General features: G+C 64.9%; 17 protein-coding genes. 5 read left to right on the top strand and 12 right to left on the bottom strand.

Annotation, left to right across the window (positions count from 1 at the left end; all coding sequences use genetic code 11):
• The first annotated feature begins 54 nt into the window (after window positions 1-54).
• Window positions 55-1323: a carbohydrate porin gene (locus JV551A3_RS13820; protein WP_133971961.1), complete on the top strand. Its 1269-nt coding sequence runs from the start codon at window positions 55-57 to the stop codon at window positions 1321-1323.
• A gap of 119 nt (window positions 1324-1442) precedes the next feature.
• Here JV551A3_RS13820 and argE read toward each other — a convergent pair whose 3' ends face one another.
• Window positions 1443-2603, bottom strand: a complete 1161-nt coding sequence (gene argE / locus JV551A3_RS13815; protein ID WP_133971959.1) for an acetylornithine deacetylase — start codon at window positions 2601-2603, stop codon at window positions 1443-1445.
• A complete protein-coding gene (locus tag JV551A3_RS13810; protein WP_133971957.1) occupies window positions 2596-3273 on the bottom strand; it encodes a DUF1028 domain-containing protein in 678 nt (225 codons plus the stop codon). Before JV551A3_RS13810 ends, argE begins: the two co-directional genes overlap by 8 nt.
• A gap of 370 nt (window positions 3274-3643) precedes the next feature.
• Here JV551A3_RS13810 and JV551A3_RS13805 point away from each other — a divergent pair, with 370 nt between their 5' ends.
• Window positions 3644-4963 (top strand): flavin-containing monooxygenase, encoded by a 1320-nt coding sequence (locus JV551A3_RS13805; RefSeq protein WP_133971955.1) that lies wholly within the window; start codon window positions 3644-3646, stop codon window positions 4961-4963.
• Entirely contained in the window at window positions 4963-5379 is a 417-nt protein-coding gene (locus JV551A3_RS13800; protein WP_133971953.1) for a RidA family protein, read from the top strand. The genes JV551A3_RS13805 and JV551A3_RS13800 overlap by 1 nt, the downstream gene beginning before the upstream one ends.
• Before the next feature lie 171 nt (window positions 5380-5550).
• Here JV551A3_RS13800 and JV551A3_RS13795 read toward each other — a convergent pair whose 3' ends face one another.
• From JV551A3_RS13795 to pgm, 4 genes are all read right to left on the bottom strand, one after another.
• Window positions 5551-7956, bottom strand: a complete 2406-nt coding sequence (locus JV551A3_RS13795; protein WP_133971951.1) for a TonB-dependent receptor — start codon at window positions 7954-7956, stop codon at window positions 5551-5553.
• A 66-nt stretch (window positions 7957-8022) separates the two neighbouring features.
• A complete protein-coding gene (locus JV551A3_RS13790) occupies window positions 8023-8967 on the bottom strand; it encodes a FecR domain-containing protein (RefSeq protein WP_133971949.1) in 945 nt (314 codons plus the stop codon).
• On the bottom strand, window positions 8967-9476 hold the full coding sequence (locus JV551A3_RS13785) for a sigma-70 family RNA polymerase sigma factor (RefSeq protein ID WP_133971947.1): 510 nt from the start codon (window positions 9474-9476) through the stop codon (window positions 8967-8969). Before JV551A3_RS13785 ends, JV551A3_RS13790 begins: the two co-directional genes overlap by 1 nt.
• Window positions 9477-9554: 78 nt before the next feature.
• Window positions 9555-11192 (bottom strand): phosphoglucomutase (alpha-D-glucose-1,6-bisphosphate-dependent), encoded by a 1638-nt coding sequence (gene pgm / locus JV551A3_RS13780; RefSeq protein ID WP_133971945.1) that lies wholly within the window; start codon window positions 11190-11192, stop codon window positions 9555-9557.
• Between the two features lie 322 nt (window positions 11193-11514).
• Here pgm and JV551A3_RS13775 point away from each other — a divergent pair, with 322 nt between their 5' ends.
• Both JV551A3_RS13775 and JV551A3_RS13770 read left to right on the top strand, forming a co-directional pair.
• The gene (locus JV551A3_RS13775; protein ID WP_133971943.1) at window positions 11515-12162 is read left to right on the top strand and encodes a DUF1345 domain-containing protein; all 648 of its coding nucleotides are present in this window, start codon (window positions 11515-11517) and stop codon (window positions 12160-12162) included.
• Window positions 12163-12436: 274 nt separating this feature from the next.
• Window positions 12437-12697, top strand: a complete 261-nt coding sequence (locus tag JV551A3_RS13770) for a DUF1652 domain-containing protein (protein WP_013972974.1) — start codon at window positions 12437-12439, stop codon at window positions 12695-12697.
• Here the strand turns inward: JV551A3_RS13770 and JV551A3_RS13765 are convergent.
• The 6 genes from JV551A3_RS13765 to tpx all read right to left on the bottom strand — a co-directional run bounded on the left by JV551A3_RS13765 (window position 12694) and on the right by tpx (window position 25020).
• Window positions 12694-14784, bottom strand: coding sequence for a putative bifunctional diguanylate cyclase/phosphodiesterase (locus JV551A3_RS13765; RefSeq protein ID WP_133971941.1), 2091 nt, complete (start codon window positions 14782-14784; stop codon window positions 12694-12696). The genes JV551A3_RS13770 and JV551A3_RS13765 overlap by 4 nt on opposite strands.
• A 270-nt stretch (window positions 14785-15054) precedes the next feature.
• A complete protein-coding gene (locus JV551A3_RS13760) occupies window positions 15055-16542 on the bottom strand; it encodes an efflux transporter outer membrane subunit (RefSeq protein WP_133971939.1) in 1488 nt (495 codons plus the stop codon).
• Complete coding sequence (locus JV551A3_RS13755) at window positions 16539-19646, bottom strand: efflux RND transporter permease subunit (protein ID WP_133971937.1); 3108 nt, start codon at window positions 19644-19646, stop codon at window positions 16539-16541. Before JV551A3_RS13755 ends, JV551A3_RS13760 begins: the two co-directional genes overlap by 4 nt.
• Window positions 19643-22741: an MdtB/MuxB family multidrug efflux RND transporter permease subunit gene (locus tag JV551A3_RS13750; protein WP_133971935.1), complete on the bottom strand. Its 3099-nt coding sequence runs from the start codon at window positions 22739-22741 to the stop codon at window positions 19643-19645. Before JV551A3_RS13750 ends, JV551A3_RS13755 begins: the two co-directional genes overlap by 4 nt.
• Window positions 22738-24060 (bottom strand): MdtA/MuxA family multidrug efflux RND transporter periplasmic adaptor subunit, encoded by a 1323-nt coding sequence (locus JV551A3_RS13745; RefSeq protein WP_133971933.1) that lies wholly within the window; start codon window positions 24058-24060, stop codon window positions 22738-22740. Before JV551A3_RS13745 ends, JV551A3_RS13750 begins: the two co-directional genes overlap by 4 nt.
• Before the next feature lie 459 nt (window positions 24061-24519).
• Complete coding sequence (tpx, locus tag JV551A3_RS13740; RefSeq protein ID WP_133971931.1) at window positions 24520-25020, bottom strand: thiol peroxidase; 501 nt, start codon at window positions 25018-25020, stop codon at window positions 24520-24522.
• Window positions 25021-25099: the final 79 nt, after the last annotated feature.

Genomic DNA, 25099 nt, shown 5'->3' with positions numbered 1-25099 from the left:
GTGGGAGCGGGTTCACCCGCGAAGAGGCCCTGGAAGACAACCCGAGATCCAGCAATGCCATCCGCAATTCGCATCACCCCTACCCTGCTGCTGGCCCTTGCCAGTACCACCGCCCTGGCCGACGGCGACCTGATGACCCGCAGCACCCTGACCGGTGACTGGGGCGGCCTGCGTCACCAGCTGGAAGAAGACGGCGTCAGGTTCACCGGCGACTACAGCGGCGAAACCGCCTACAACGCCCACGGTGGCCTGCACCGCTCGGCGCGCTACTCGCAAAACCTGAAACTGGGCGTGCAGTTCGACCTGTCGAAACTGTATGGCCTGGACAACGGCGGCAAGGTCCAACTGACCATCAACGACCGCCGCGGCAACAGCGCCTCGGAAGACCTGGTGGGCAACCGCTTGCCGATCCAGGAAAACTTTGGCGGCCTGTACACCCGCCTGACCGAGCTGAGCTACGAGCGAACCCTGTTCACCCCGGCACTCAACGTCAAGCTCGGCTACATGGCCATGGGCAACGACCTCGGCGGCCTGGACAGTGGCATCCTGTGCAATTTCATGAACGCCGGCTTCTGCGGTCACCCGCTGAACATGTCTGGTGGCAGTGGCTGGACCAATTACCCAAATGCCCACCTGGGCGTGCGGGTGAAGTATGACCTGTCACCGTCCTGGCAACTGCGTGTGGCGGCGTTCAACGTCGATCCGGATAGCAACGGCAACTCCAGCCGCGCCTGGCACCTGGGCCCCAAGCACACCACCGGCACGGTGGTACCGGTAGAGCTGGTCTACAAGCTGCAGGGCGAGCTGCCTGGCGAGTACAAGCTGGGCTACTACTACGACAGCTCCGATGTGAAGCGCATCGGCAGCGACGAGGAAGTGTCCGGCCGTGGCGGCCACTATTTGCTGGTGGACCAGGCCGTGTGGAACGACCAGGGTTCGCCGGGCCGCAGCCTGCACGCCTTCGGCCAGTACTCGGCGTCGAGCAAGGCCGCCTCGCCGTTTACCAAGTGGTATGGCGCCGGCGTGGTGCTGTACAAGCCGTTCGCAAGCCGCCCGAAGGATACCGTGGCGCTGGGCTATGGCCGTGCCGTGCCCAACCCGCGTAGCCGCGACGTGCTGGAGGATGCCGCGTTCAATGCCGGGCAGCAGTTCCCCGATATCGACAGCGCCGAGCAACTGATCGAGCTGAGCTATGGCTACCAGGCCACGCCCTGGCTGAACCTGCGCCCGGATGTGCAGTACATCATCGAACCGGGTGCGTTCTCCGGAAAGGATATCGACAACGCGCTGGTGGTTGGCCTGCAGGTCAAGGCTACCTTCTGAATACCCGGGGCCGCGCGGCGGCCCATTCGCGGGTGAACCCGCTCCCACAGGTACTGCACAGGCCTTGAGACTGACGAGATCCTGTGGGAGCGGGCGAGCCCGCGAAGAAGCCAACACAGTCAATCCTGCCTGAGGTAATCCACCAACCTCAGCAACATGGCATCACACCCCCGCAACTGCTCGACACTGACGAACTCATCCGGCTTGTGCCCCTGGTCCATGCTCCCTGGCCCACACACCACGGTCGGGATGCCCGCCTGGTCGAACAGCCCACCTTCGGTACCAAACGCCACCGTACCGAACTGATCCGAGCCACTGAGCAACGCCACCAGGCCAGCCGCCTCGCTATCCGCTGGGGTAGCCAGCCCCGGATACGCACTCAACGGCTGCAGGCGAATGGCACTGGCCGCATTCACTTTGCGCATGCGCGGCAGCAATTCGGCCTCGGCATAGGTCTGCAACTGATCTGCCACTGCCTGCGCCTCGAACCCCGGCAAGGCCCGCACTTCGAAATCGAATTCGCATTCCGCCGGCACGATGTTCAGCGCCCTGCCCCCCTTGATCACACCGGTCTGCACAGTGGAGAACGGTGGGTCGAAGCGCTCGTCGTGATGCTCCGGCAACGCCAGGGCATCACCGATATCACCCAGCTTGCCGATCAGCTTCGCCGCATACTCGATGGCATTCACCCCATACGGCGCGTACGCCGAGTGGCAGGCCGCGCCATGCACCTGGCAACGCATCGCCAGCTTGCCCTTGTGTCCCAGCACCGGCTTGAGTTCGGTGGGTTCGCCAATCAGGCACAGCCGTGGCTTGTGCGGGCGCTGCTCCAGAGCGGCCAGCATCGAGCGCACCCCCAGGCAGCCGACTTCCTCGTCATAGGAGAACGCCAGGTGCACCGGCATGCGCAACGGCTGGGCGAGGAACGCGGGGACAGCCGCCAGCACCGAAGCGATGAAGCCCTTCATGTCGGCCGTGCCACGGCCATACAGGCGCCCGTCGCGTTCACTCAGGGCAAACGGCTCGACTGTCCAGGCCTGGCCGTCCACCGGCACCACATCGGTATGCCCGGACAGCACCACGCCGCCAACGCCCTGCGGGCCGATGGTGGCGAACAGGTTGGCCTTGGTGCCTTCCGGGTTATGGAACAGTTCGCTTTCCACCCCCATCTCGGCCAGGTAGTCGCGGATGAAGCTGATCAGTTCGAGGTTGGAATCCCGGCTGACCGTGGCAAAGCCGATCAGCCTGGCCAGCAGCGCGCGACTGGCAGATTCACTCATCGCCCGGCACCCCGTAGCTTGGCGCGGCCGTCGGGTTGAGGGCGCGGGTAACGTAATCCTGCATCTGCGGCCGATACGCCTGCCACAGGCCGTCGAGTACAGCGATCGGGTCAGCCTCGGCCCAGTCCACACGCAGGTCCACCAGCGGCCAGGTCAGCTCGCCGGCAATCTTCAACGCCGCCGAATGCACCGGCCCGGCCTCGCCGCCTGCGGCCATCGCCGCGTGCATGGCGGCCAGCAGGCGGTCGGCCAGATGCCCGCCGGCTTGTTCAAAGGCCTGCACCATCGCCTCGATCACCTGAGTCGAAGCCAACAGGTTGCCTGCCGCCGCACATTGCTCACCGGCGAGGGCGTAGTGCGTGCCCAAGGCTTCCTTGCCGGTGAACAGCGCAACCTGGCCATGGCTGTCGATCACCGTGACCTGGCGGTACTCGCTCCAGCCATTGGCGCTCAGCACCCGGTCCAGCGCAGCGGCAGGCGGCAACTGGCCCTGTTCCAGAGCATCGAGAATCTGCGGGCCCAGTGCAGGCAGCGTGATGTTCTGGGTGGCGACCGCGCCCACCCCGGCCCGCACCCACGGGCAGCGGGCGCCCACGGCGATGCTCGAAGAGCTGATGGCGATACCGACCTGGCCGGTTTCCTGGCAACGACCGATGATGGAAAAAGTCATGTCATGGTTCCTGTTGTGCTGTGCGATACACGGCATTCTGGGATGACCTTGCGGCAGGCGAAACGACCTTTTTCCGAGGGGTTAGGCAGGAAAAAACTTTGCTCTGGCAAAGATCGAGCGCCGCCGGCGCGGCGCTTCGCAGCACAAGGCTGCTCCTGCATCTGTTTCGGGCCAATCATTCCTGGCGGCACAGCGCTCGGCCCCTTTGCGTCCAACTCGCAAGCCACAGAATCCAGGGCCTTCGCCGTTTTATCGGCAAGCCCCAGCTAAATACTATTTTCGCCATTTCCACGGCATCCCTAGTCTGGCCCCAGGCAACGGCGGTCCTCCAAACCGACCTGACAGAAACCGCCTGAACAAGGGCTCGGACATGACACTGAACAACCTCGAAATCGACACCCTCGTCGTCGGCGCCGGCCAGGCCGGCGTGGCCATGAGCGAACACCTGAGCAAGCTTGGCGTGCCGCACCTGGTGCTGGAGCGCAAGCGTATCGCCGAGGCCTGGCGCACCGGCCGCTGGGACTCGCTGGTGGCCAACGGCCCGGTCTGGCACGACCGCTTCCCCGGGCTGGAATTCGACCTCGACGCCGATGCGTTCGCCGGCAAGGACCAGGTGGCCGACTACTTCGAGCAGTACGTACGCAAGTACAACCTGCCCGTACGCACCGGCATCGAAGTGAAGAAAGTGCTGCGCAACAGCGACCGCCCCGGTTTCACCATCGAAACCAATGAAGGCGTGATTCGCGCCAACCGCGTGGTCGCCGCCACCGGCCCGTTCCAGAAGCCGGTGATCCCGGCCATCGCGCCGAAAGACAGCAACCTGCACCAGATCCACTCTGCCGCCTATTACAACCCCGAGCAATTGCCAGAAGGCGCTGTGCTGGTGGTCGGTGCCGGTTCCTCCGGGGTGCAGATCGCCGAAGAACTGATGCGTGCCGGGCGCCAAGTGTACCTCTCGGTCGGCGCCCATGATCGCCCGCCACGCGCTTACCGCAACCGCGACTTCTGCTGGTGGCTGGGCGTGCTGGGTGAGTGGGATGCGGAAATCGCCAAGCCTGGCCGCGAGCACGTGACCATTGCCGTCAGTGGTGCCCGTGGCGGCCACACCGTGGACTTCCGCGCCCTCGCCCACCAGGGCATGACCCTGGTCGGCCTGACCCAGTCGTTCGAGAACGGCGTGGCACGCTTCCAGGACAACCTGGTCGAGAACATCAAGCGCGGCGATGACAACTACCTGGCCCTGCTGGATGCCGCCGATGCCTACATCGAACGCAACGGCCTGGACCTGCCGGAAGAGCCCGAAGCCCGCAAGCGCCTGGCCGACCCTGAGTGCATGCGCAACCCGCTGCAGCAACTGGACCTGGCCAAGGCCGGCGTTACCAGCATCATCTGGGCTACCGGTTACGGTGTCGACTTCAGCTGGCTGCAGGTAGACACCTTCGACGCCAACGGCAAGCCCCAGCACCAACGCGGTGTAGCCCGCGAGCCGGGGGTGTACTTCCTTGGCCTGCCGTGGCTGTCGCGCCGTGGCTCGTCGTTCATCTGGGGCGTGTGGCACGACGCCAAGCACGTCGCCGGCCACATCGCCACGCAACGCACCTATACCGCCTACCGCGACCGCGAACAACGCGCAGCGGATGAGCAGCAGCAACCCAAGATCAGCAACGTCAGCACCCTCGGAGCCCACTGATGCCTACCCATACTCGCATCCGCATGTTCAACACCAAGGTCACCTACCCCAACCAGACCCTGGACAACGACCTGTGCCAGGCAGTACGCGCCGGCAACACCATCTACGTGCGCGGCCAGGTAGGTACTGACTTCGAAGGCAACCTGGTGGGCCTGGGTGACCCACGGGCGCAGGCCGAGCAGGCGATGAAGAACGTCAAGCAACTGCTCGAAGAGGCCGGCTCGGACCTGTCGCACATCGTCAAGACCACCACCTACATCACCGACCCGCGCTTCCGCGAGCCGGTGTACAAGGAGGTAGGCAAGTGGCTCAAGAGCGTGTTCCCGATTTCCACTGGGCTGGTGGTAGCCGGGTTGGCCCAGGCCGAGTGGTTGATGGAGATCGATGTGATCGCCGTGGTGCCTGATTCGGTCTGACCCGGTAAGTTGCATGAACAGGGCACCCTGTAGGAGCGGCCTTGTGTCGCGAAAGGGCCGCAACGCGGCCCCAGGATTGATGCGCAGCAGTTGAAATTGCTGGGGCTGCTTTGCAGCCCTTTCGCGACACAAGGCCGCTCCTACAGGGAACGCGCCAACTTTTAAAATGGGCTAGAAACCCACTGTCGCCGACAGCAGGTAGGTACGCGGCGTAGACAGCGTCAGCCCCGGCTCGCTGTCATCCGAGGCCCCGGCCGAACTCCAGTAGCGGTCGTCCAGCACGTTCTCGACACTGGCGCGCAAGGTAACCTGGGTGGCATCCACCTTGAACGCATAACGCGCCCCCACGTCGTAACGCTCCCAACCGTCGATCTGCTTGCTGTTGTTCTGGTCCAGGTACTGCGAGCTCGAGTGGATGCCCCGCGCCGTCAGGGTCAGGCCGTTCATTCCAGGCACATCCCATTCTGCGCCGAGGTTGACGTTGTACTCGGGCGTAGCCGGCGCGCGGTTGCCATCGTAGGCGCCACCGATGGTGTCGGTCAGTTCACTGTCGATGTACATCACCCCGCCCAGCACGCGCACGCCTTGCACGGGTTCGCCGAACACGCTCAGTTCGATACCGCGGTTGTCGCGCTTGCCATTGGGGCCGAACACCCGCGATGCAGGGTTGGTTTCGTAGGCGGGCTGGCGGATGCGGAAGGCACTGGCGGTAAAGGCGACCTGGCCCAGGTCGTACTTGGCCCCCACCTCGACCTGGCGGCTGGTGAACGGCGGGAAGATCTGGTCTTCGTTGACCGATGTCGACGGCGCGATCTTGCCCTGGCTCAGGCCCTCCATGTAGTTGGCATACAACGACAGCTGGTCGCTGACCTTGAGCAGCACGCCGCCCGAAGGCGACACCTTCTCTTCATCGTAGGCGGTATCGCCCTTGATATCGTCGCTCCAGTCATCCAGCTGCACCCGCTGCCAGCGCGCACCCAGGGTCAGCAGCAGACGGTTGTCGAAGAAGCCCAGGGTGTCGGCCAGGGCCACGCCGGAGAAGCGGTTTTCCGTGTACACCTCCGGGTCGATGCGGGTTGGCGTGCCCGGTGTCGGCGTGGCTATCGGATGGTAGAGGTTGCTGGCCGCCGAGGCATAGCGGGCGCCACCGTTGGTGAAGTCCATGTAGAAGTAGGTGGCGGCCAGGTTCAGCTCGTGGCTGACCGGCCCGGTATGGAACCAGTTGCGCACGCCGGCCATGGCGGTACGCACGGATTCATCCCGGGTGAAGTCGCGCGGCTGCACGGTGAAGTCGCCGGCATCGTTGCTGATGGACACGTTGTGGCGCAGGAAGTCATGGTTGCTCTTGCGCGCACCGACCGCGCCATAGGCCAGCAGCGACTCGCTGATATCGTACTCGGCATGCAGCGCGCCGAAGGTGTCGTTGGTGCGCGCCTTGCTCCAGGCCTGGGCGTAGTTGTGGCGTACGTCGTTGGCATTCGGCACCTTGGCATTGGCACCGACCAGCACCCGCTCCTGCGGTGCATCGGTGTCGCGCTCGGTATGGCCCAGGTCTGCCGAAAGCCGCAGGCGCTCGCCACGAAAATCCAGGCCCAACACCGCCATTTCGCGCTCGACACGCTGGTGGTCCCATTCGGTGTCGCCTGCCTGTTTCACGCCGTTGAAGCGCACGCCGAACTGCTGGCCTTCGCCAAAACGCCGGCCAACGTCCACCGCGCCGCCTGCCTGGCCAGCCGAGGCATAGCTACCGGTAAACTCGGTGAGCGGCTGGTCACCGGCCCGCTTGGGCTGCACATTGATGCCGCCACCGACACTGCCTCGCGGCGAAATGCCGTTGATCAACTGGCTGGGGCCTTTGATGATGTCGACCCGGTCGGCCATTTCCATGTCGATCGAGTAGGTCGGCAGGATGCCGTACAGGCCGTTGTAGGCCACATCGCTGTTGAACAGGCTGAAGCCGCGAATGGTGAACTGCTCGAAGCGCCCACCCGCCGGGTTGGTGGCGCGCACCGAGGGGTCGCTGGCGATCAGTTCGCCCAAGGTCCGCGCCTGCTGGTTCTTCACCAGTTCGCTGGTGTAACTGGTGATGCTGAACGGGGTTTCCATGAAGTCGCGCGTGCCCAGCAGGCCCTGTGAACCCTGACGTGCCACCTGGCCACCGGCATAAGGTTGCGTTTCGTTGCCTGCGGCCAGGCCACCGACAATGCTGGTCGGGGCGATTTCCAGCGCACCACTCGCCTGGGGGGCCGGCATCAACGTGAAAGCGCCCTCGCCCACAGGCAACAACTGCAGGCCGCTGCCGCGCAGCAGCTGGGTGAAGCCTTCGTCGACACTGTAGCTGCCGGACAAGCCATTGCTCTGCCGGCCGTTGACCAGCGCCGGGTCCAGCGACAGGCTGACTCCTGCCTGGTCGGCAAACTGGGTAAGTGCCGCACCCAGGCTTGTGGCGGGCACCTGATAGCTGCGCCGGGCGGGTTCGTCGGCCCAGGCCGGTGCACACAAAAGCAGGCTCATGGCGAACAACGGATGTGCCGCACGCGCCAGTGGGCGCAGGCGGCAGGACATGACAACTGGCATTGAACAGGGCTCCCCTTTATTTGCTCCTACCGGTAATGACCGGTGAGCGAAAAAAAGGGGACAGCCTCATGCACGATTTTCTCGCGCGGCCAGGCTCACCCAGTAACGCGTGCGCGTGTGCACCTGCAACGGCAGGCTGGCGGCGAGCAAGGCCAGCACCCGGTCGGTGTCATCGAGGCGGAACGTGCCGGTCACGCGCAGGGCTTCCAGTTCGGGCGCCCAGCGCAGCACGCCGGGGCGGTACCTGCGCAATTCGTGCAGCAGCTCGCCCAAGGGGCGGTCCTCCAGGCGCAACACCCCTTCGCGCCAGCCCAGCAGCCATGCGTCCAGGCCGGTGACAGGGCCAACCCCGGCCACTTGCAGGCTGGCCTGCTGCCCGGCCTGCAGCAGCAGTGCCGGGCCTTGCCGCGGCTGCAGGTTGGCCGTGCCCTTGAGCACCGATACCCGGCAAGCCTGATCGACCAGGCGCAGGCACACCTCACCGGCATCCAGCGCGACCTGGCCATACGGCACCTGCAAAGTGAGGGTCAGGTGGCCAGGCAACCTGACCGCCACTTCGCCACGCAGTAATGTCAGGCGACGGGCACCCAGGTCGATATCCGCCGCACTGTCAGTGTTCAACTGCACGAATGTGCCATCGCTCAGCAACACCTGCCGGCGCTCGCCGACCGCGGTGTGCATGTCGGCGGTCCAGGCTTCCAACGGCAGCTCGCGGCTTGCCAGCCAGGCCGCCGGCAACAATGCCGCCACGCCCAGGGCCTGCTTGAGCAACGCCCGACGGCCGGCATCCGGGCGGTCCAGGGTGGCCATGGCCACTGCGCCGGGTAGCGCGGAAAAGCGCTGGCGCAACAGCAGTGCCTTTTGCCAGGCGTGTTCGTGCAAGGTGCTGCTGGTACGCCATTGTTCCAGGCGCTGCAGGTCACCCGCGCTGGCACCGCCAGAGTCCACCAGCGCCAGCCAGCGGGCGGCAGCCCGCAGTGCCTCGCGGATTTCGGGGGAATGGGTGGTCATTACAGTTCGGCCAGCAGGCAATGCTCGTAGGCCTGCGCCATGTAGCGTTTGACCGAGCGCTCGCAAACGCCCAGGCGCTTGCCGATCTCGGCATAGCCCAGGCCTTCCAACTGGCTCCAGAGAAAGGCCTTGCGTACCGGCGCCTTGAGGCCGTCGAGCAACTCGTCGAGGGCTTGCAGGGTTTCCAGCAGCACCCAACGCTGCTCTGGCGAGGGCACATGCTGCTCGGGCAACTGTGCCAGTGCATCAAGGTAGGCTTGTTCCAGGCTGCGCCGCTGGTGAAAGTTGCTCAGCAGGCGCTTGCCCACGGTCAGCAGGTAGGCACGCGGTTCGCGAATGTCTGCCAGCGGCTGCGCGCTGGCCAAGATACGCAGGAAGGTATCCTGGCTGAGGTCGGCGGCATCCCAGGCATTGCCCATGCGCCGCCGCAGCCAGGTTTCCAGCCAGCCGCGATGGGCCTGGTACAGGGCAGGCAGGCTATGCTCCGGTGGCGGCGCGGCGTCGATCATGGGAAAGGCCCTGCGGTGGTGTAAATAAGATTAATTCTAATTTACACCGCACCGCAGAACCAAGCGGTTTGTTACCTGTCAGGCAATCGCCGCGTCCACCAGCACCTGCGCTTCTTGCACCAGGCGCTGCAGATGCGCCTCGTCGATGAAGCTTTCGGCGTAGATCTTGTAGATATCTTCGGTGCCCGACGGGCGCGCGGCAAACCAGCCATTGGCGGTCATCACCTTCAGCCCGCCAATCGCCTGGCCGTTGCCCGGCGCATGGCTGAGGATCTGCACGATCGGCTCACCCGCAAGCTCGGTCGACTTCACCTGCTGCGGCGCCAGCTTGCTCAGCAAAGCCTTCTGCCGGGCATCGGCCTTGGCTTCGACACGGGTGGCGAACGGCTTGCCCAGCGCCTCGGTCAGGTCGGCGTAGGCCTGGCTCGGGTTGCGCCCGGTGCGGGCGGTCATCTCGGCAGCCAGCAAGGCCGGGATCAGCCCGTCCTTGTCGGTAGCCCAGACCGAGCCATCGCGGCGCAGGAACGACGCCCCCGCGCTTTCCTCGCCACCAAAGCCCAGCGTGCCGTCGAACAGGCCCTGGGCGAAGAATTTGAAGCCCACTGGCACTTCGTACAGTTCACGGCCCAGGCGCTGGGTGACGCGGTCGATCAGGCCGCTGGAGACCACGGTCTTGCCAACGGCGGCATCGCTGCGCCATTGCGGGCGGTGGCGATACAGGTAGTCGATGGCCACGGCCAGGTAATTGTTCGGCTGCAGCAGGCCATCGGGGGTGACGATGCCATGGCGGTCGTGGTCCGGGTCGCAGGCGAAGGCCACGTCGAAGCGTTCGCGCAGGCCGATCAGGCCTTGCATGGCGTAGGGCGAGGATGGGTCCATGCGGATCTGGCCGTCCCAGTCGACGGTCATGAAGCGGAAGGTCGGGTCGACTTCGGTGTTCACCACTTCAAGGTCCAGCTTGTAATGCTCGGCAATCGCCGACCAATAGCGCACCCCTGCCCCGCCCAGCGGGTCGACGCCCAGGCGCAGCTTGGCGCCGCGGATGACGTCGAAGTCGATGACGTTTTCCAGGTCGGCCACGTAGTTGCTCACGTAGTCGTGCCGCTGGGTGGTGGATGCCTGCAGCGCCTGGGCATGGTTCATGCGTTTGACGCCAGCCAGGTCAGCAGCCAGCAGTTCGTTGGCCTTGGCCTCGATCCACTTGGTCACGTCGCTGTCGGCCGGGCCGCCATTGGGCGGGTTGTACTTGAAGCCACCGCTTTGCGGCGGGTTGTGCGACGGGGTGATGACGATGCCGTCGGCCAGGCCCTGCTCGCGGCCACGGTTGTGGCAGAGGATGGCATGGGAAACAGCTGGCGTCGGCGTGTATTCGTCGTCCTTGGACAGCATGACCTGCACGCCATTGGCCGCAAGCACTTCCAGGGCGCTGGCGGTAGCCGGTGCCGACAGTGCGTGGGTGTCGGCGCCGATGAACAGCGGGCCATCGATGCCCTTCTCCTGGCGATACAGGCAGATGGCCTGGGTAATGGCCAGGACGTGGTACTCGTTGAAACTCAATTCAAGCGAGGTGCCCCGGTGCCCAGAGGTGCCGAAGGCCACCCGCTGGGCCGCCACGGCAGCGTCGGGGCGGCCGGTGTAGTAGGCGGTGAGCAGTCGGGGAATATCGACCAGCACGCTGGCCGGAGCCGGCTTGCCTGCCAAAGGACTGAGCGTCATGCAAAAACCTCGAGTTCAACGGATGTTGGTGTTGGAGCGTGCAGTGTACTGAGAGTTGCAAGGGCGTGCGATGGGCGACAGCAAGAATCAGTGGGTACACCGCATACTCTGTGGGAGCGGCTTTAGCCGCGAAGAATCCAACGCGGTGCATGGCACCGGCTGCGCCGGTGTTCGCGGCTAAAGCCGCTCCCACAGGGTACTTGCCAGCCCCCGCGGTGCCTGCTTCGCGGGCTCGCCCGCTCCCACAATGGACCCGCGCATGTCCGTTATCTCTGTAATGACGGTCTAGAGTGGTAGCCATGCCCATCGAAAACGAGGCCCCATGGCTTTCCACCGCCTGACCCGCACCCACCCACGCCTGAGCATCGCCACCGTGGTCGGCCTGCTCGGTGCCTGGCTGATCCCCGCTGGCGACAGCGTGCAGCACTTTCTCGCCGGCTGGAACCTTGGCGTATGGCTTTACCTGCTGCTGGTGCTCTATCTGAGCTGGAACGCCAGCCCGGAAAAGGTCCGCAAGGTAGCCCGCGTCGAAGACGAAAACGCCGGCCTGGTCCTGCTCACCGTGTGCATCGCCGCCATCGCCAGCCTCGCCGCCGTCACCCTGCAACTGGTGTCCAGCCGCGGCCTGCAAGGCACGGCGCTGGCCCTGCACTACCTCTATACCGGCCTGACCGTGGCTGGCTCCTGGCTGTTGATCGGCTGCATTTTCAGCCTGCACTACGCCCGGCTGTTCTATACCGGACAAAAGCACGAACCGCCGCTGCGCTTCGCCGATGGCGAACGCAACCCTGATTACTGGGACTTCCACTACTTCTCGTTCACCATCAGCGTTGCCGTGCAAACCTCCGATGTGGGCATCGCCGGGCGAGGCCTGCGCCGGGTGGTGCTGGCGCATTCGCTGGTGGGGTTTGTTTTCAATACGGCGATTCTGGGGTTCACCATCAATATCGCTGCCGGGTTGCTCGGCTGATCGCACCGCTCGTCCGAAAACCCCGTGCGGCGAAAGTCGATCAAGTGGCAGAACCTACCGGGTGATCTGCCGCTATCGTGCCAGGAAAACGTTTGCCTTGCGGGCCTGCGCCAAATGCCGTGCATGCCAAGGATGTGACCTCTGTCATGCATTAGAGAATTTGTCGTATTTACCGCCGAGAATAGTCCGTGACAGGTGCTATGGTTACTTTCCCGGCGGCCGCATCGATGTGGCCACCCGCTCACCACGTCCAGGTACGGACAAGGAGGCTGGCATGAACAAGATGACGTTCCCCAACGCCTGCCAGGTGATGCGCTGGCATTTCCACCCGCTGGGCTTCGAAGCCAGCATGGATGCGCCACGCAGCATGGTTGCACGGTTGTTTGACCGCGCCACCGGCGAAACCCTGCTGGCAATTGCCGGCATCCCCTGCTCGGCGATCATGGCCGCCGCCGATGTAGAGCGCATCATCGAGGCCGTCGAGGCGGAGATGGATACCTTCATGCCCGCCTTCACCCTGCGCGACGCGGTCTAGCCTGCTGCCGTACTTTCCTGGCGCATGGCCTGCAACTTGACCATGAACTGCTCGGCCGGCACCGGCTGGCCCAGCAGGTAGCCTTGCAGCGAATCGCAGCCCAGGCGGGTCAGGAAGTCCTGCTGCCGGTCGGTCTCCACCCCTTCGGCGACGATGCGCAGGCCCAGCGCCTGGCCCAGTGCAACAATTGCCGAAACGATCGCCGCATCGTCGCTATCCTGCTCCAGGTCGCGGACGAAACCGCGGTCGATCTTCAGTTCGTTGGCCGGCAGGCGCTTGAGGTACATCAGGCTGGAATAACCGGTGCCAAAGTCATCGATGGACAGGTCCACACCCATGTCGGACAACCGCTGCAGCACCGTCAGGCTGGCATCGGCGTCGTGCATGGCGGTGGTTTCGGTAATTTCCAGGGTCAGGCAGTTGGCCGGCAGGCTGTTCTGCTGCAGGGCCCGGGCCACGCTCTCGACCAACCCGGCATGGCAGAACTGGATGGCCGACAGGTTCACCGCCATGCGCCAGCCGTGGTGCCCTTGATCCAGCCACTGGCGCATCTGCCGGCAGGCCTCGATGAGCACCCATTCGCCAATGGGGATGATCAGGCCGGTCTTTTCCGCCAGGCCGATGAAACGGTCGGGCAGCAACAGGCCCTGCTGCGGGTGCTCCCAGCGCAGCAAGGCCTCGGCACCGATCGGCTGGCAATTCTGGGCGTCGAACTTTGGCTGGTAGTGCAGGCGGAACTGACGCTGCTCCAGTGCCTGGCGCAAGTCCTGCAGCAGCTGCAACTGCTGGCGGGCGTTGCTGTTCATCGAAACGTCGAAGAAGCTGTAGCCGTTCTTGCCGGCGCTCTTGGCGTGGTACATGGCAGCGTCGGCATTGCGCAGCAGCTCGTGCTGGTCCTGGCCGTTGCCCGGATACAGGACGATGCCCAGGCTCGCCGTCAGTTGCAGGTCATGCTCGGCCACGCGGAACGGCCGTGACACCAGGTTGACCTGCTTGACCGCCACATCCATGGCATCGTTCGGCTCGCGCAACTGCACCAGCAGCACGAACTCGTCGCCGCCGATGCGCGCCAGCGTGTCCTGGCTGTGCAGGTGCCCGCGCAAACGCGCCGCCACGGCCTTGAGCAGCAAGTCGCCGACGTGGTGGCCAAAGGCATCGTTGACTGGCTTGAAACCGTCCAGGTCGATGAACATCAGCGCAAAGCAGCCGCCCTGCTCCGCTACCTTGGCGATGGCCTGCTCGATGCGGTCGGCCAGCAGGGTACGGTTGGGCAGGTCGGTGAGGGTATCGTGCAGGGCCAGTTGGGTCAGTTCCTGGTTGGCCAGGGTCAGCGAGCGGGCCAGCTCGGCGGTGCGCGCCTCCAGGCGGGCGTCCAGCACCGAGGTGAGCAAGGCCACCGCCAATACCGCCAGGGTTGTAATCAACACCAGGTAGACCAGGCCGTCGCCTTGCAGGCCGCCCCCTGCCAGGGCGCCGCAGAAGCTGCCTTCGGGGAAATTCGCCGCGGCCATGCCGGTGTAGTGCATACCGACGATGGCAAAGCCCATCACCACCGCCGCCAGGCCGCGAATCTGCCGCACATAGGGGGTATGCGCGCGCAGACGGAAGGCGATCCACAAGGCCGCTGCCGAGGCGCCCACGGCAATCAGCAGCGAAGCACCGAACAGCGTCGGGTCATAGTCAATGCCCGGCAGCATGCGCAGCGCGGCCATGCCGGTGTAGTGCATGCAGGCGATGCCGGCGCCCATGATCAGCGCGCCAAATGCCAACTGCTGCCACGGCAGGCTCGGCTGGCTGACCAGCCACAAGGCAAAGCCCGAGGACAACACGGCAATCAGCAACGAGAACGCGGTCAGGGCAAGGTCATACCCCAGGTCGATGGGCAGGCTGAAGGCAAGCATGCCGATGAAGTGCATCGACCACACGCCGATGCCCATGGCCAGCGCGCCACCCCCCATCCACAGGCAGGCAGCCCGGCCTTTGGCCGTGGCGATGCGGCCGGTCAGATCAAGGGCGGTATAGGACGCCAGGATTGCCACGCACAGCGAAATCAACACCAGCGAAGAGGAGTAGCTACCGGTCAGCATCGAGAGTTCCAGCGGGGCGGGAGGCCCGGAAAAAGCTGACGATTGTACTCAAGCTTAGGGGAAACGCACGGGGTTTTTGCGAATGGGAATGGATCCAAAGACTACAACGGCCTGGATGGATGCGCGGTAGCTGTAGGAGCGGCCTTGTGTCGCGATCGGGCTGCGAAGCGGCCCCAGCGATCTGTGCTTGTACACAACGTTCTGGGGCCGCTCTGCGCCCCGATCGCGACACAAGGCCGCTCCTACAGGGGGACGCGTCTGCGGGTCGATTCAGTCCTGCTCGGCAAACGCCTGTTCGGCCTGCCAACCACCACCCAGCGCGGCAACCAGCTGCACGCTGGCGACCAGGCGCCCCTGCAGCAGGTTCAACACACTGCGCTCGTTGCTCAGTGCCGTGGTCTGCACGTTGACCACATCCAGGTAGCCGATCAGCCCGGCGCGGTACTGATTCTCGGTCAGGCGCAGCGACTCGCGGGCGGCATCCAGTGCCTCCTGGCGCACTACCGCTTCATCGCCATACACCTTCAACTGAACCAGCAGGTTTTCCACTTCCTTGAAGCCGTCGAGCACGGTCTGGCGATACTGCGCCACGGTCTGGTCATACACCGCCACCGTGCGGTCCACCTCGGCGCTGCGCTTGCCGGCGTCGAACAAGGTCAGTGCCAGCTGCGGGCCCACCGACCAGTAGCGGTTGGGCAGTTCGATCCAGTTGCTGAAGCTGCTGCTGGAGTAACCGCCACTCATGCTCAGGCTCAGGTCCGGGAAGTACGCCGCCCGCGATACGCCGATGTTGGCGTTGGCAGCCATCACGTTGCGTTCGGCCGCAGCGATGTCCGGGCGCCGCTCGAGCAACTGCGAGGGCAAGGCCACGGGAATTTGCGGCAGCGCCGGAATGGCCTTGCTGTCGGCCAGGGCGAAGTCGGCCGGGGCCTTGCCCAGCAACACGGCAATGGCGTTCTCGAACTGTGCGCGCTGCCAGACCAGGTCGATCAGATCAGCCTGGGTGCTCTTCAGCTGGGTACGCGCCTGGGCCACCGCATCCGGGCCGGCGACACCGGCGCGGTACTGGTTTTCGTTCATCCGCAGGGAACGTTCATAAGCTGCCACGGTGGCTTCCAACAGGCGCTTCTGCTCGTCGATCACTCGCAACTGCAGGTAGTTCTGCACCAGTTCCGACTGTTGGCTGAGGCGGATCGAGGCCAGGTCGGCCAGGCTGGCTTCGGCACTGGCTTCGTTGGCGTTGAGGGTCTCGCGCAGCTTGCCCCACAGGTCGATTTCCCAGCTGACACCGAGCTGGGCGTTGTAGGTGTTGCGAATGCCGCTGCTGTTGTTCGACAGGCTCGAGCTGGAGCTGCCGGTGCCCTGGGCCGAGCGGTTCTTGCCGACGCTCAGGTCCAGGCTGGGGAACAGTGCCGCCCGGCTGCTGCGCACCAGCGCCTGGGCCTGGCGGTACTGGGCCTCCGATTGCGCCACAGTCTGGTTGCTGCGGTTGAGCTCTTCGACCAGCGCATTGAGCCCGGCATCACCGTAGATTTCCCACCAGGCGCCGCGGGCGATGGCATCGGACGGCGTGGCCTGAGTCCAGCCTTCGGCATGCTTGAACTGCGCCGTGCTGCTCAGCTCCGGGCGGTGGTAGTCCGGGCTCAGGGTGCAGGCACTGAGCATGGCGACACACAACCCGGCGCCGAGCAGGCGCGAGCCACGCCCACGGGTCAGCGTCTGCAGGGCGCGGTGAAGTGGGGTCTGGGCAAAAGTCATAGCGGGGTTTCCAGGGCGGCGTCGGTGCGCACGCCACGCCAACGGTTGAAACGGTGACGCAGGCGGTCCAGGTACAGGTAGACCACCGGTGTCGTGTAAAGGGTGAGGATCTGGCTGAACACCAGGCCGCCGATGATGGTCAGGCCCAGTGGCTGGCGCATTTCCGCGCCTTCGGCGTGGCTCAGCAGCAACGGCAAGGCACCGAGGATGGCCGCCAGGGTCGTCATCAGGATCGGCCGCAGGCGCAGCAGGCAGGCCCGGCGGATCGACTCCTCCGGTGTCAGGCCCTGGTGGCGCTCCAGCTGCAGGGCCAGGTCGATCATCAGGATGGCGTTTTTCTTCACCACGCCGATCAGCAGGAACAGCCCCAGCAGCGAGATCAGGCTGAACTCGCCACCGGTGACGTACAGCGCCAGCAAGGCACCGACGCCGGCCGAGGGCAGTGTCGAGAGGATGGTCAGCGGGTGAATGTAGCTTTCGTACAGAATACCAAGCACCAGGTAGACCAGCACCAGCGCGCCAAGGATCATCAGCGGCTGGCCTTCCTGGGTCTTGGCGAAGGCGTCGGCACTGCCGCCGAGCCTGGCGATCACTTCCTCGGGCAAGCCCAGCTTGGCCACCGCGCGCTCCAGCGCCGCCATGGCCTGGTCGGGGCTGTAGCCTTCGGCGACGTCGAAGGCGATGCTTTCGGCGGCGAACTGGCCTTCATGGCTGACCCGGTCGTTGGCCAGGCTGTTCTCGTAATGGGCTATGGTCGACAGCGGCACGCGTGCCCCGTCGGCGGTAATCACCTGCACCTGCTCGAGGGTACTCGGGTCCCAGGCGTACTTCGGGTTGATCTCCAGCACCACCTGGTACTGGTTGAGGCTGTCGTAGATGGTGGAGATCTGCCGCTGGCTGTAGGCGTTGTTCAGCACCGTGGTGACCATGTCCATGTCGATGCCCAGGCGCTTGGCCTGGTCGCGGTCGACCACCAGGGTCACCTGTTGGGTGCCGGCGCCGTCGCGAGCGTCGATGGCTGTCAGCTGCGGCAGTTCCCGCAGCGCCGCCACCACTTTCGGGAACCATTCGCGCAGCGCAGCCAGGTCGCCGCTTTGCAGGGTATAGAGGTACTGCGACGAGGTCTGGTCACGGCCGCCGCCGCCCAGTTGCAGGTCCTGGTCGGCCATCAGGAACAGGCGCCCGCCTGGCACCTTGGGCATTTCCTTGCGCAGGCGCTCGATCACCTTCTGCGCGTCGATCTTGCGCTCGCTGATCGGCTTCAGGCGCACCAGCACGAAGGCGTTGTTGGTGCCGCTGTTGCCGCCGATGAAACCGGCAACGCTCTGCACCGCCGGGTCGGCCAGCAAAGCCCGGCGATACACTTCCATTTTCGGCTGCATCACGCTGAACGACAGGCCGTCGTCGCCGCGGATGAAGCCCATCAACTGGCCGGTATCCTGCTGCGGCATCAGCGTCTTGGGTACCACCACGTACAGGGCGATGTTGATGCCGATGGTGGCCAGCAGGCTGAACAGGGTCAGGCGCTTGTGGCGCAAGGCCCAGCCCAGGCTGCGGTCATAGGCTCCAACCATGCGCTGGTGCAACTGGTCGCTCCAGCGCTGCAGGCGGGTCTGCTCGGCCTGGTGCGGCTTGAGCCAGCGGGCACACAACATCGGCGTGAGGGTCAGCGATACCACCAGCGACACGATGATCGCCGCCGCCAGGGTGATAGAGAACTCCTGGAACAGGTTGCGCACGATGCCGCCCATGAACAGGATGGAGACGAACACTGCCACCAGCGATACGTTCATCGACAGCAAGGTGAAACCCACTTCCCTGGCACCCAGGAAGGCCGCTTTCATCGGCGGTTGGCCGTCCTCGATGTGCCGGGAGATGTTCTCCAGCACCACGATAGCGTCATCCACCACCAGCCCGGTGGCGAGGATCAGCGCCATCAGCGACAGGTTGTTGAGCGAGAAACCACACAGGTACATGACCGCGAAGGTGCCCACCAGTGACACCGGCACCGCCAGGCTGGGGATCAGCGAGGCACGCAGGCTGCCAAGGAACAGGTAGACCACCAGGATCACCAGCACCACGGCGATCAGCAGGGTGTGCTCGGCTTCCTTGAGGGTTGCCTTGATCACTGGCGAACGGTCCATGGCCACGTTCAGTTGCACGCTGGCCGGCAGCAGCGACTGCAGGGCCGGCAGCTGCGCCTTGATCTGGTCGACCGTTTCGATGATGTTGGCGCCGGTCTGGCGGTTGACCACCAGCAGCACCGCGCTCTGGTCATTGAAGAAGCCGCTGTTGTAGCGGTTCTCGACGCCATCGGTGATGGTTGCCACGTCGGACAGGCGCAGGATGGTGCCGTTCTGCTGGCGGATCACCACGGGCTCGTAGTCCTTGGCGCTTTCCAGCTGGTCGTTGGCACGCACCTGCCAGTTGCGCTCGGCGTCCTCGACAAAGCCCATTGGCCGGCGCTGGTTGGCGTTGGACACCGCAGTGCGCACTTCATCCAGCGACAGGCCGTACTGGTTGAGCAACTGCGGCTCCACGGCAATGCGCACCGCCGGCAACGAACTGCCGCCGATCTGCACCTCCCCTACCCCGGGCACCTGGGCCAGGCTCTGCGACAGGATGGTGTCGGCCAGGTCGTACAGCTGGCCTTTCTGCAGCACATCCGAGGTCAGCGACAGCACCATGATCGGTGCCTGCGACGGGTTGATCTTCTTGTAGGTGGGCATGCTGCGCATACCGCTGGGCAGCAGGTTGCGGGTGGCGTTGATCGCCGCCTGCACCTCGCGCGCTGCACCGTCGATGTCGCGGCCCATCTCGAAGCCGATGATCACCCGCGTGGAGCCCTGGTTGGAGCTGCTGGTCAGGGTGGTCACGCCGGCAATGCTGCCCAGCTTGCGCTCCAGCGGCGTGGCCACGGTGGACGCCATCACTTCCGGGCTGGCGCCGGACAGGTTGGCCGACACCACGATCACCGGGAAGTCCATCTGAGGCAGCGGTGCCACCGGCAGCAGGCCGAAGCTGACCCCGCCCAGCAGCATGATCGCCAGGCTCAACAGCATGGTCGCCACCGGGCGACGGATGAAAGGACCGGACAGGTTCATGCCTCGGCCTGCTTCACGTCAGTGGCCGGGCGCCAGCGGCGGGCCAGGCGGTCGAAGTACAGGTAGATGACCGGGGTGGTGAACAGCGTCAGTACCTGGCTGACCAGCAACCCGCCGACCATCACCAGGCCCAGCGGCTGGCGCAGCTCGGCGCCGGAACCGGTGGCGAGCATCAGCGGCACGGCGCCGAACAGCGCGGCCAGGGTGGTCATCAGGATCGGCCGGAAGCGCAAAAGCGCCGCCTGGTAGATGGCATCGCGCGGGCTCATGCCCTGCTGGCGCTCGGCCTCGAGGGCGAAGTCGATCATCATGATCGCGTTCTTCTTGACGATGCCGATCAGCAGGATGATGCCGATGATGGCGATCATGCCCAGGTCGTTGCCACTGATGAGCAAGGCCAGCAAGGCGCCGACCGCCGCCGACGGCAGGGTCGAAAGAATGGTCACCGGGTGAATGTAGCTCTCGTACAGCACACCCAACACGATGTACATGGTCACCACCGCCGCCAGAATCAGCAGCAAGGTGCTCGACAGCGATGCCTGGAAGGCCTCCGCTGCACCCTGGAAGCGGGTCTGCACGCCTAGCGGCATGCCGATGTCCTGTTGCACCTGCTCGATCACCTGCACCGCCTCGCCCAGCGATGCGCCGTGGGCCAGGTTGAACGACAGGGTCACCGCCGGGAACTGGCCGATGTGGGAAATGGCCAGCTGGGCCTGGCGCTGCTCGATCCGCGCCAGCGCCGACAGGCGCACCTGGCCGCCATCGGTGGCCTTGACGTGGATCGACTCCAGCGCCTGCGGGCCGATCACCGCTGCATCCTGCGATTGCAGCACCACGCGGTACTGGCTGGCCTGGGTGTAGATGGTCGAGATCTGGCGCTGGCCGAAGGCGTCATACAGGGCGTTGGTGATCTGCGACACGCTGATCCCCAGGCGGCTGGCCATGTCGCGATCGATCACCAGGTACACCTGCAGCCCCTTGTCCTGCAGGTCGCTGGCCACGTCGGCCAGTTCCGGGCGCTGCTGCAGCGCCTGGACCAGCTTGCCGCTCCACTGTGCCAGCAGGTCGGCATCCGGCGACGACAGGCTGAACTGGTACTGGGTACGGCTGACCCGGTCTTCGATGCTCAGGTCCTGCACCGGCTGCATGAACAGGCGGATGCCCACCAGCCGGTCGACTTGCGGCTGCAGGCGGTTGATCACCTCGCTGGCAGTCACATCACGCTCGCCATGGGGCTTGAGGTTGATCAGCAGGCGGCCGCTGTTGAGCGTGGCGTTGTCGCCATCGACACCGATGTAGGACGACAGGCTCTGCACCGCCGGGTCCTGCAGAATCACCTTGCTCAAGGCCTGCTGGCGTTCACTCATGGCAGCGAACGAGGTGGACTGCGGCGCTTCGGAAATGCCCTGGATCACCCCGGTGTCCTGCACCGGGAAGAAGCCCTTGGGCACCACCATGTACAGGAATACGGTGAGCGCCAGGCTGGCCACGGCCACCAGCAGCGTCAGCGGCTGGCGCTTGAGTACCCACTGCAGGGCGCTGCCGTAGTGCCTGATCAGCCAGTCGATCCAGGCGCCACTGGCGCGGTAGAAACGGCCCTGTTCCTCTTCCTTGGGCTCGCGCTTGAGCAGGCGCGCGCACATCATCGGCGTCAGGGTCAGCGATACCACCAGGGAAATCAGGATGGCCACCGCCAGGGTGATGGCGAACTCGCGGAACAGGCGGCCGACCACATCGGCCATGAACAGCAGCGGGATCAGTACCGCGATCAGCGAGAAGGTCAGCGAGATCAGGGTGAAGCCGATTTGCCGGGCGCCCTTGAGCGCCGCCTGCAGGGGCGTCTCGCCTTCCTCGATGTGCCGGGAGATGTTCTCCAGCATGACGATGGCGTCGTCGACCACGAAACCGGTAGCGATGGTCAGGGCCATCAGCGTCAGGTTGTTGACCGAGAAGCCGGCCAGGTACATCACGCCAAAGGTGCCGATCAGCGACAACGGCACGGCGATCGACGGGATGAGGGTGGCGCTGAAGCGGCGCAGGAAAACGAACGTGACCATTACCACCAGGGCGATGGCGATCAGCAGTTCGTGCTGCACGTCCTTGACCGCGGCGCGGATGGTCTGGGTGCGGTCGGTGAGTACCGAGACATCCAAGCCGGCCGGCAGGTTGTCGGTGATCGATGGCAACAGGGCCTTGATGCGGTCAACCACTTCGATGACGTTGGCGCCCGGCTGGCGCTGGATGTTCAGCAGCACTGCGTGGTTTTCATTGGCCCAGGCAGCCAGGCGCTCGTTTTCCGCGCCGTCGACGATTTCGGCCACATCCTTGAGGCGCAAGGGTGCGCCGTTGTTGTAGGCCAGGATCAGGTTGGCGTACTCCTCGGGGGAGCGCAGCTGGTCGTTGGCATCGAGCATCGACACCCGGGTCGGGCCGTCGAAATTGCCCTTGGGCTGGTTGACGTTGGACGCGCCGATCAGGGTGCGTACGTCTTCCAGGTTCAGGCCGTTGGCGGCCAGTGCATCGACGTTGACCTTGATCCGCACCGCCTGGCGCTGGCCACCGGCGATGCTGACCATGCCCACACCGCTGATCTGCGCGAGCTTCTGTGCCACGCGGGTATCGACCAGGTCGTTGAGCTTGGGCAGCGGCATGGTCTTGCTGGAGATAGCCAGGGTCAGCACCGGGGTATCGGCCGGGTTGACCTTGTTGTACACCGGCGGTGCCGGCAGGTCGCTGGGCAGCAGGTTGCTGGCGGCGTTGATCGCGGCTTGCACCTGTTGCTCGGCAACGTCCATGTTCATGTCGAGGTTGAAGCGCAAGGTCAGCACCGAGGCGCCACCGGAGCTGGTCGAGGCCATCTGCTCCAGGCCCGGCATTTGGCCGAACTGCCGTTCCAGCGGTGCGGTAACGGCGCTGGTCATGACCTGCGGGCTGGCGCCGGGGTACAAGGTCATGACCCGGATGGTCGGGTAATCCACCTGCGGCAAGGCGGAAACCGGCAACAACTTGTAGGCGATCAGGCCGGCCAGGACGATGGCCAGCATGCTCAGCGTGGTGGCAACCGGCCGCAGGATGAACAGACGCGAGAGGTTCATGCGCCCGCCTTGCCCGCTGCGCTACCAGGCTGTGCTTCACCAGGCTGCACATCACCAGCGCGTGCCGAACCCTTGGCTTCCTGGCCTTGCAGATGCTGGCCCGGGGTGGTCGGCACCTGTGAGCTGTCTTCGACCACTTCCACCTTGGTGCCTTCGCGCAGGCGGTCGGTGCCTTCCAGCACCAGGCGGTCGCCGGCCTTCAGGCCTTCGAGGATGACGCTGTTCTCGCCGTCACTGGCGCCCACCTTGAGCTTGCGCACGTTCACCTTGCTCTCGGCGTTGACCACATAGGCGAAGGTGCCGTCGTTGCCGAACTGGATCGCCGCCGCCGGGGCCATGGTCACCTGCTTGAGGGTGTCGGCCAGCAGGCGCACGTTGACGAACTGGTTGGGGAACAGCGCCAGGTCCTTGTTCTCGAAGCGGCCCTTGAACTTGAGCGTGCCGGTGGTGGTGTCGATCTGGTTGTCGATGCTGCCCAGCACGCCGGTGGATTGCAGCTTGCTGTCACTGCGGTCCCAGGCTTCGACCGGCAGGCTGGCGCCGCTGCGGTAGCGTTCCAGCACGGTGCTCAGCTCGGTTTCCGGCAGGGTGAAGGCAACGCTGATCGGCTCGGTCTGGGTAATCACCACCAGCGCGGTGGTGTCGTTGGCCGCTACCAGGTTGCCCAGGTCGAGCTGGCGCAGGCCCACGCGGCCGTTGATCGGCGCGCGAATCTGGGTGAAATCGAGGTTCAGGCGGGCGTCGTTGACCTGCGCCTGGTTGGTCTTCACCAGCCCCTGGAACTGCGCCACTTGTGCTTCGGCGGTGTCGAGGGTTTGCTTGGCGATGCTGTCTTCGGCGTACAGGCCTTTATAGCGGGCCAGGTCGACCTGGGCGTTCTTCAGCTGCGCCTGGTTCTGCGCCAGGGTGCCTTCGGCCTGTTGCAGGGCGATGCGGTACGGGCGCGGGTCGATCTCGGCGAGCAGGTCGCCGGCCTTGACCTGCTGGCCTTCCTTGAAGTGAATCTTCACCAGCTCGCCAGCCACGCGGCTGCGCACGTTGACGGTGTTGGTCGCGGTGACTGTGCCCAGGGCCTTGTAGTACAGCGGGAAATCGCCCACCCGCACCGGCTCGACGCGTACCGGCACCGGGTCGCTGGAGCCACCAAAGCCCGGGCGGCCGCCCATCATGCCCATGCCCTTGCCACCGCGCCCGCCACCGGCTTCCTTGGGCGCAGGCGCTGCTGCGGGCCACAGCCACCAGGCCAGTGCAGCCACCAGCAGCAGGATCAACAGGCCAACGAGCCAGCGACGAGGGGAACGGGAATTGGACGCTTGCATGGGTTGAACGAACCTTGTTCGGAATGACGACTTGGGGAGGATGAACGATAAGCACTGGCTTCGTTTTAGCAAAGCGCCTTTACCAGAGGTTTACCTTTGCCTGACGTTGCCAAGGGGTTGAACTTTAAATGAAAACGGCCCGGAACGCGTTCCGGGCCGTTTACAGGGTGTTGCCTGGAGCGGTGGCGGGCTGAAAGGTTTCGATTGCCTGTGCCGGCCTCTTCGCGGGCTTGCCCGCTCCCACAGGTGCAGTGCAGTACCTGTAGGAGCAGCCTTGTGCTGCGAAGGGGTCGGCATGGCAAAACATACTCTGTGGCAGTAATGGCCTCTTCGCAGCACAAGGCTGCTCCTACAAAGGTACTGCGCAGCTCTGAAGCATTGTGCATTACCTGTGGGAGCGGGTTTACCCGCGAAGAGGCCGGTACAGGCGCCAGAGGCCCGCCCTGCCCCACGCAACCCTTACTTCAGTACAGCCAGAGCTGCGTCGTAGTTCGGCTCATCAGCGATTTCGCCAACCAGCTCGCTGTGCAGCACCTTGTCGTTTTCGTCCAGCACCACCACGGCACGGGCGGCCAGTCCGGCCAGCGGGCCATCGGCAATGGCCACGCCGTAGTTTTCGAGGAACTCGCGGCCACGCAGGGTCGACAGGTTCTTCACGTTGTCCAGGCCTTCGGCGCCGCAGAAGCGTGCCTGGGCGAACGGCAGGTCGGCGGAGATGCACAGCACCACGGTGTTGGCCACATCGTTGGCCTGGGCGTTGAACTTGCGCACGGAGGTAGCGCAGGTCGGGGTGTCGACGCTCGGGAAGATGTTCAGCACCTTGCGCTTGCCGGCGTAGTCTTGCAGCGACTTGTCAGCCAGGCCTTCACCTACCAGGGAGAAAGCCGGAGCCTGGGCGCCGGTTTTCGGCAGCTCGCCGTTGACCTGAACCGGGTTGCCTTTGAGAGTCACTTGAGCCATGACGAAATCCTTATGCTGGGTTTGAAAAGGACACTGAGTTAAGCATGAAGGCGGCCGGGTGCCTATGGGGCAGGTGAAA

Origin of the sequence: Pseudomonas inefficax (assembly GCF_900277125.1) — a bacterium.
GTDB lineage: Bacteria > Pseudomonadota > Gammaproteobacteria > Pseudomonadales > Pseudomonadaceae > Aquipseudomonas > Aquipseudomonas inefficax.
Note: the sequence above shows the minus strand (reverse complement) of the source record. Positions and strands in the feature narration are given on the sequence as shown.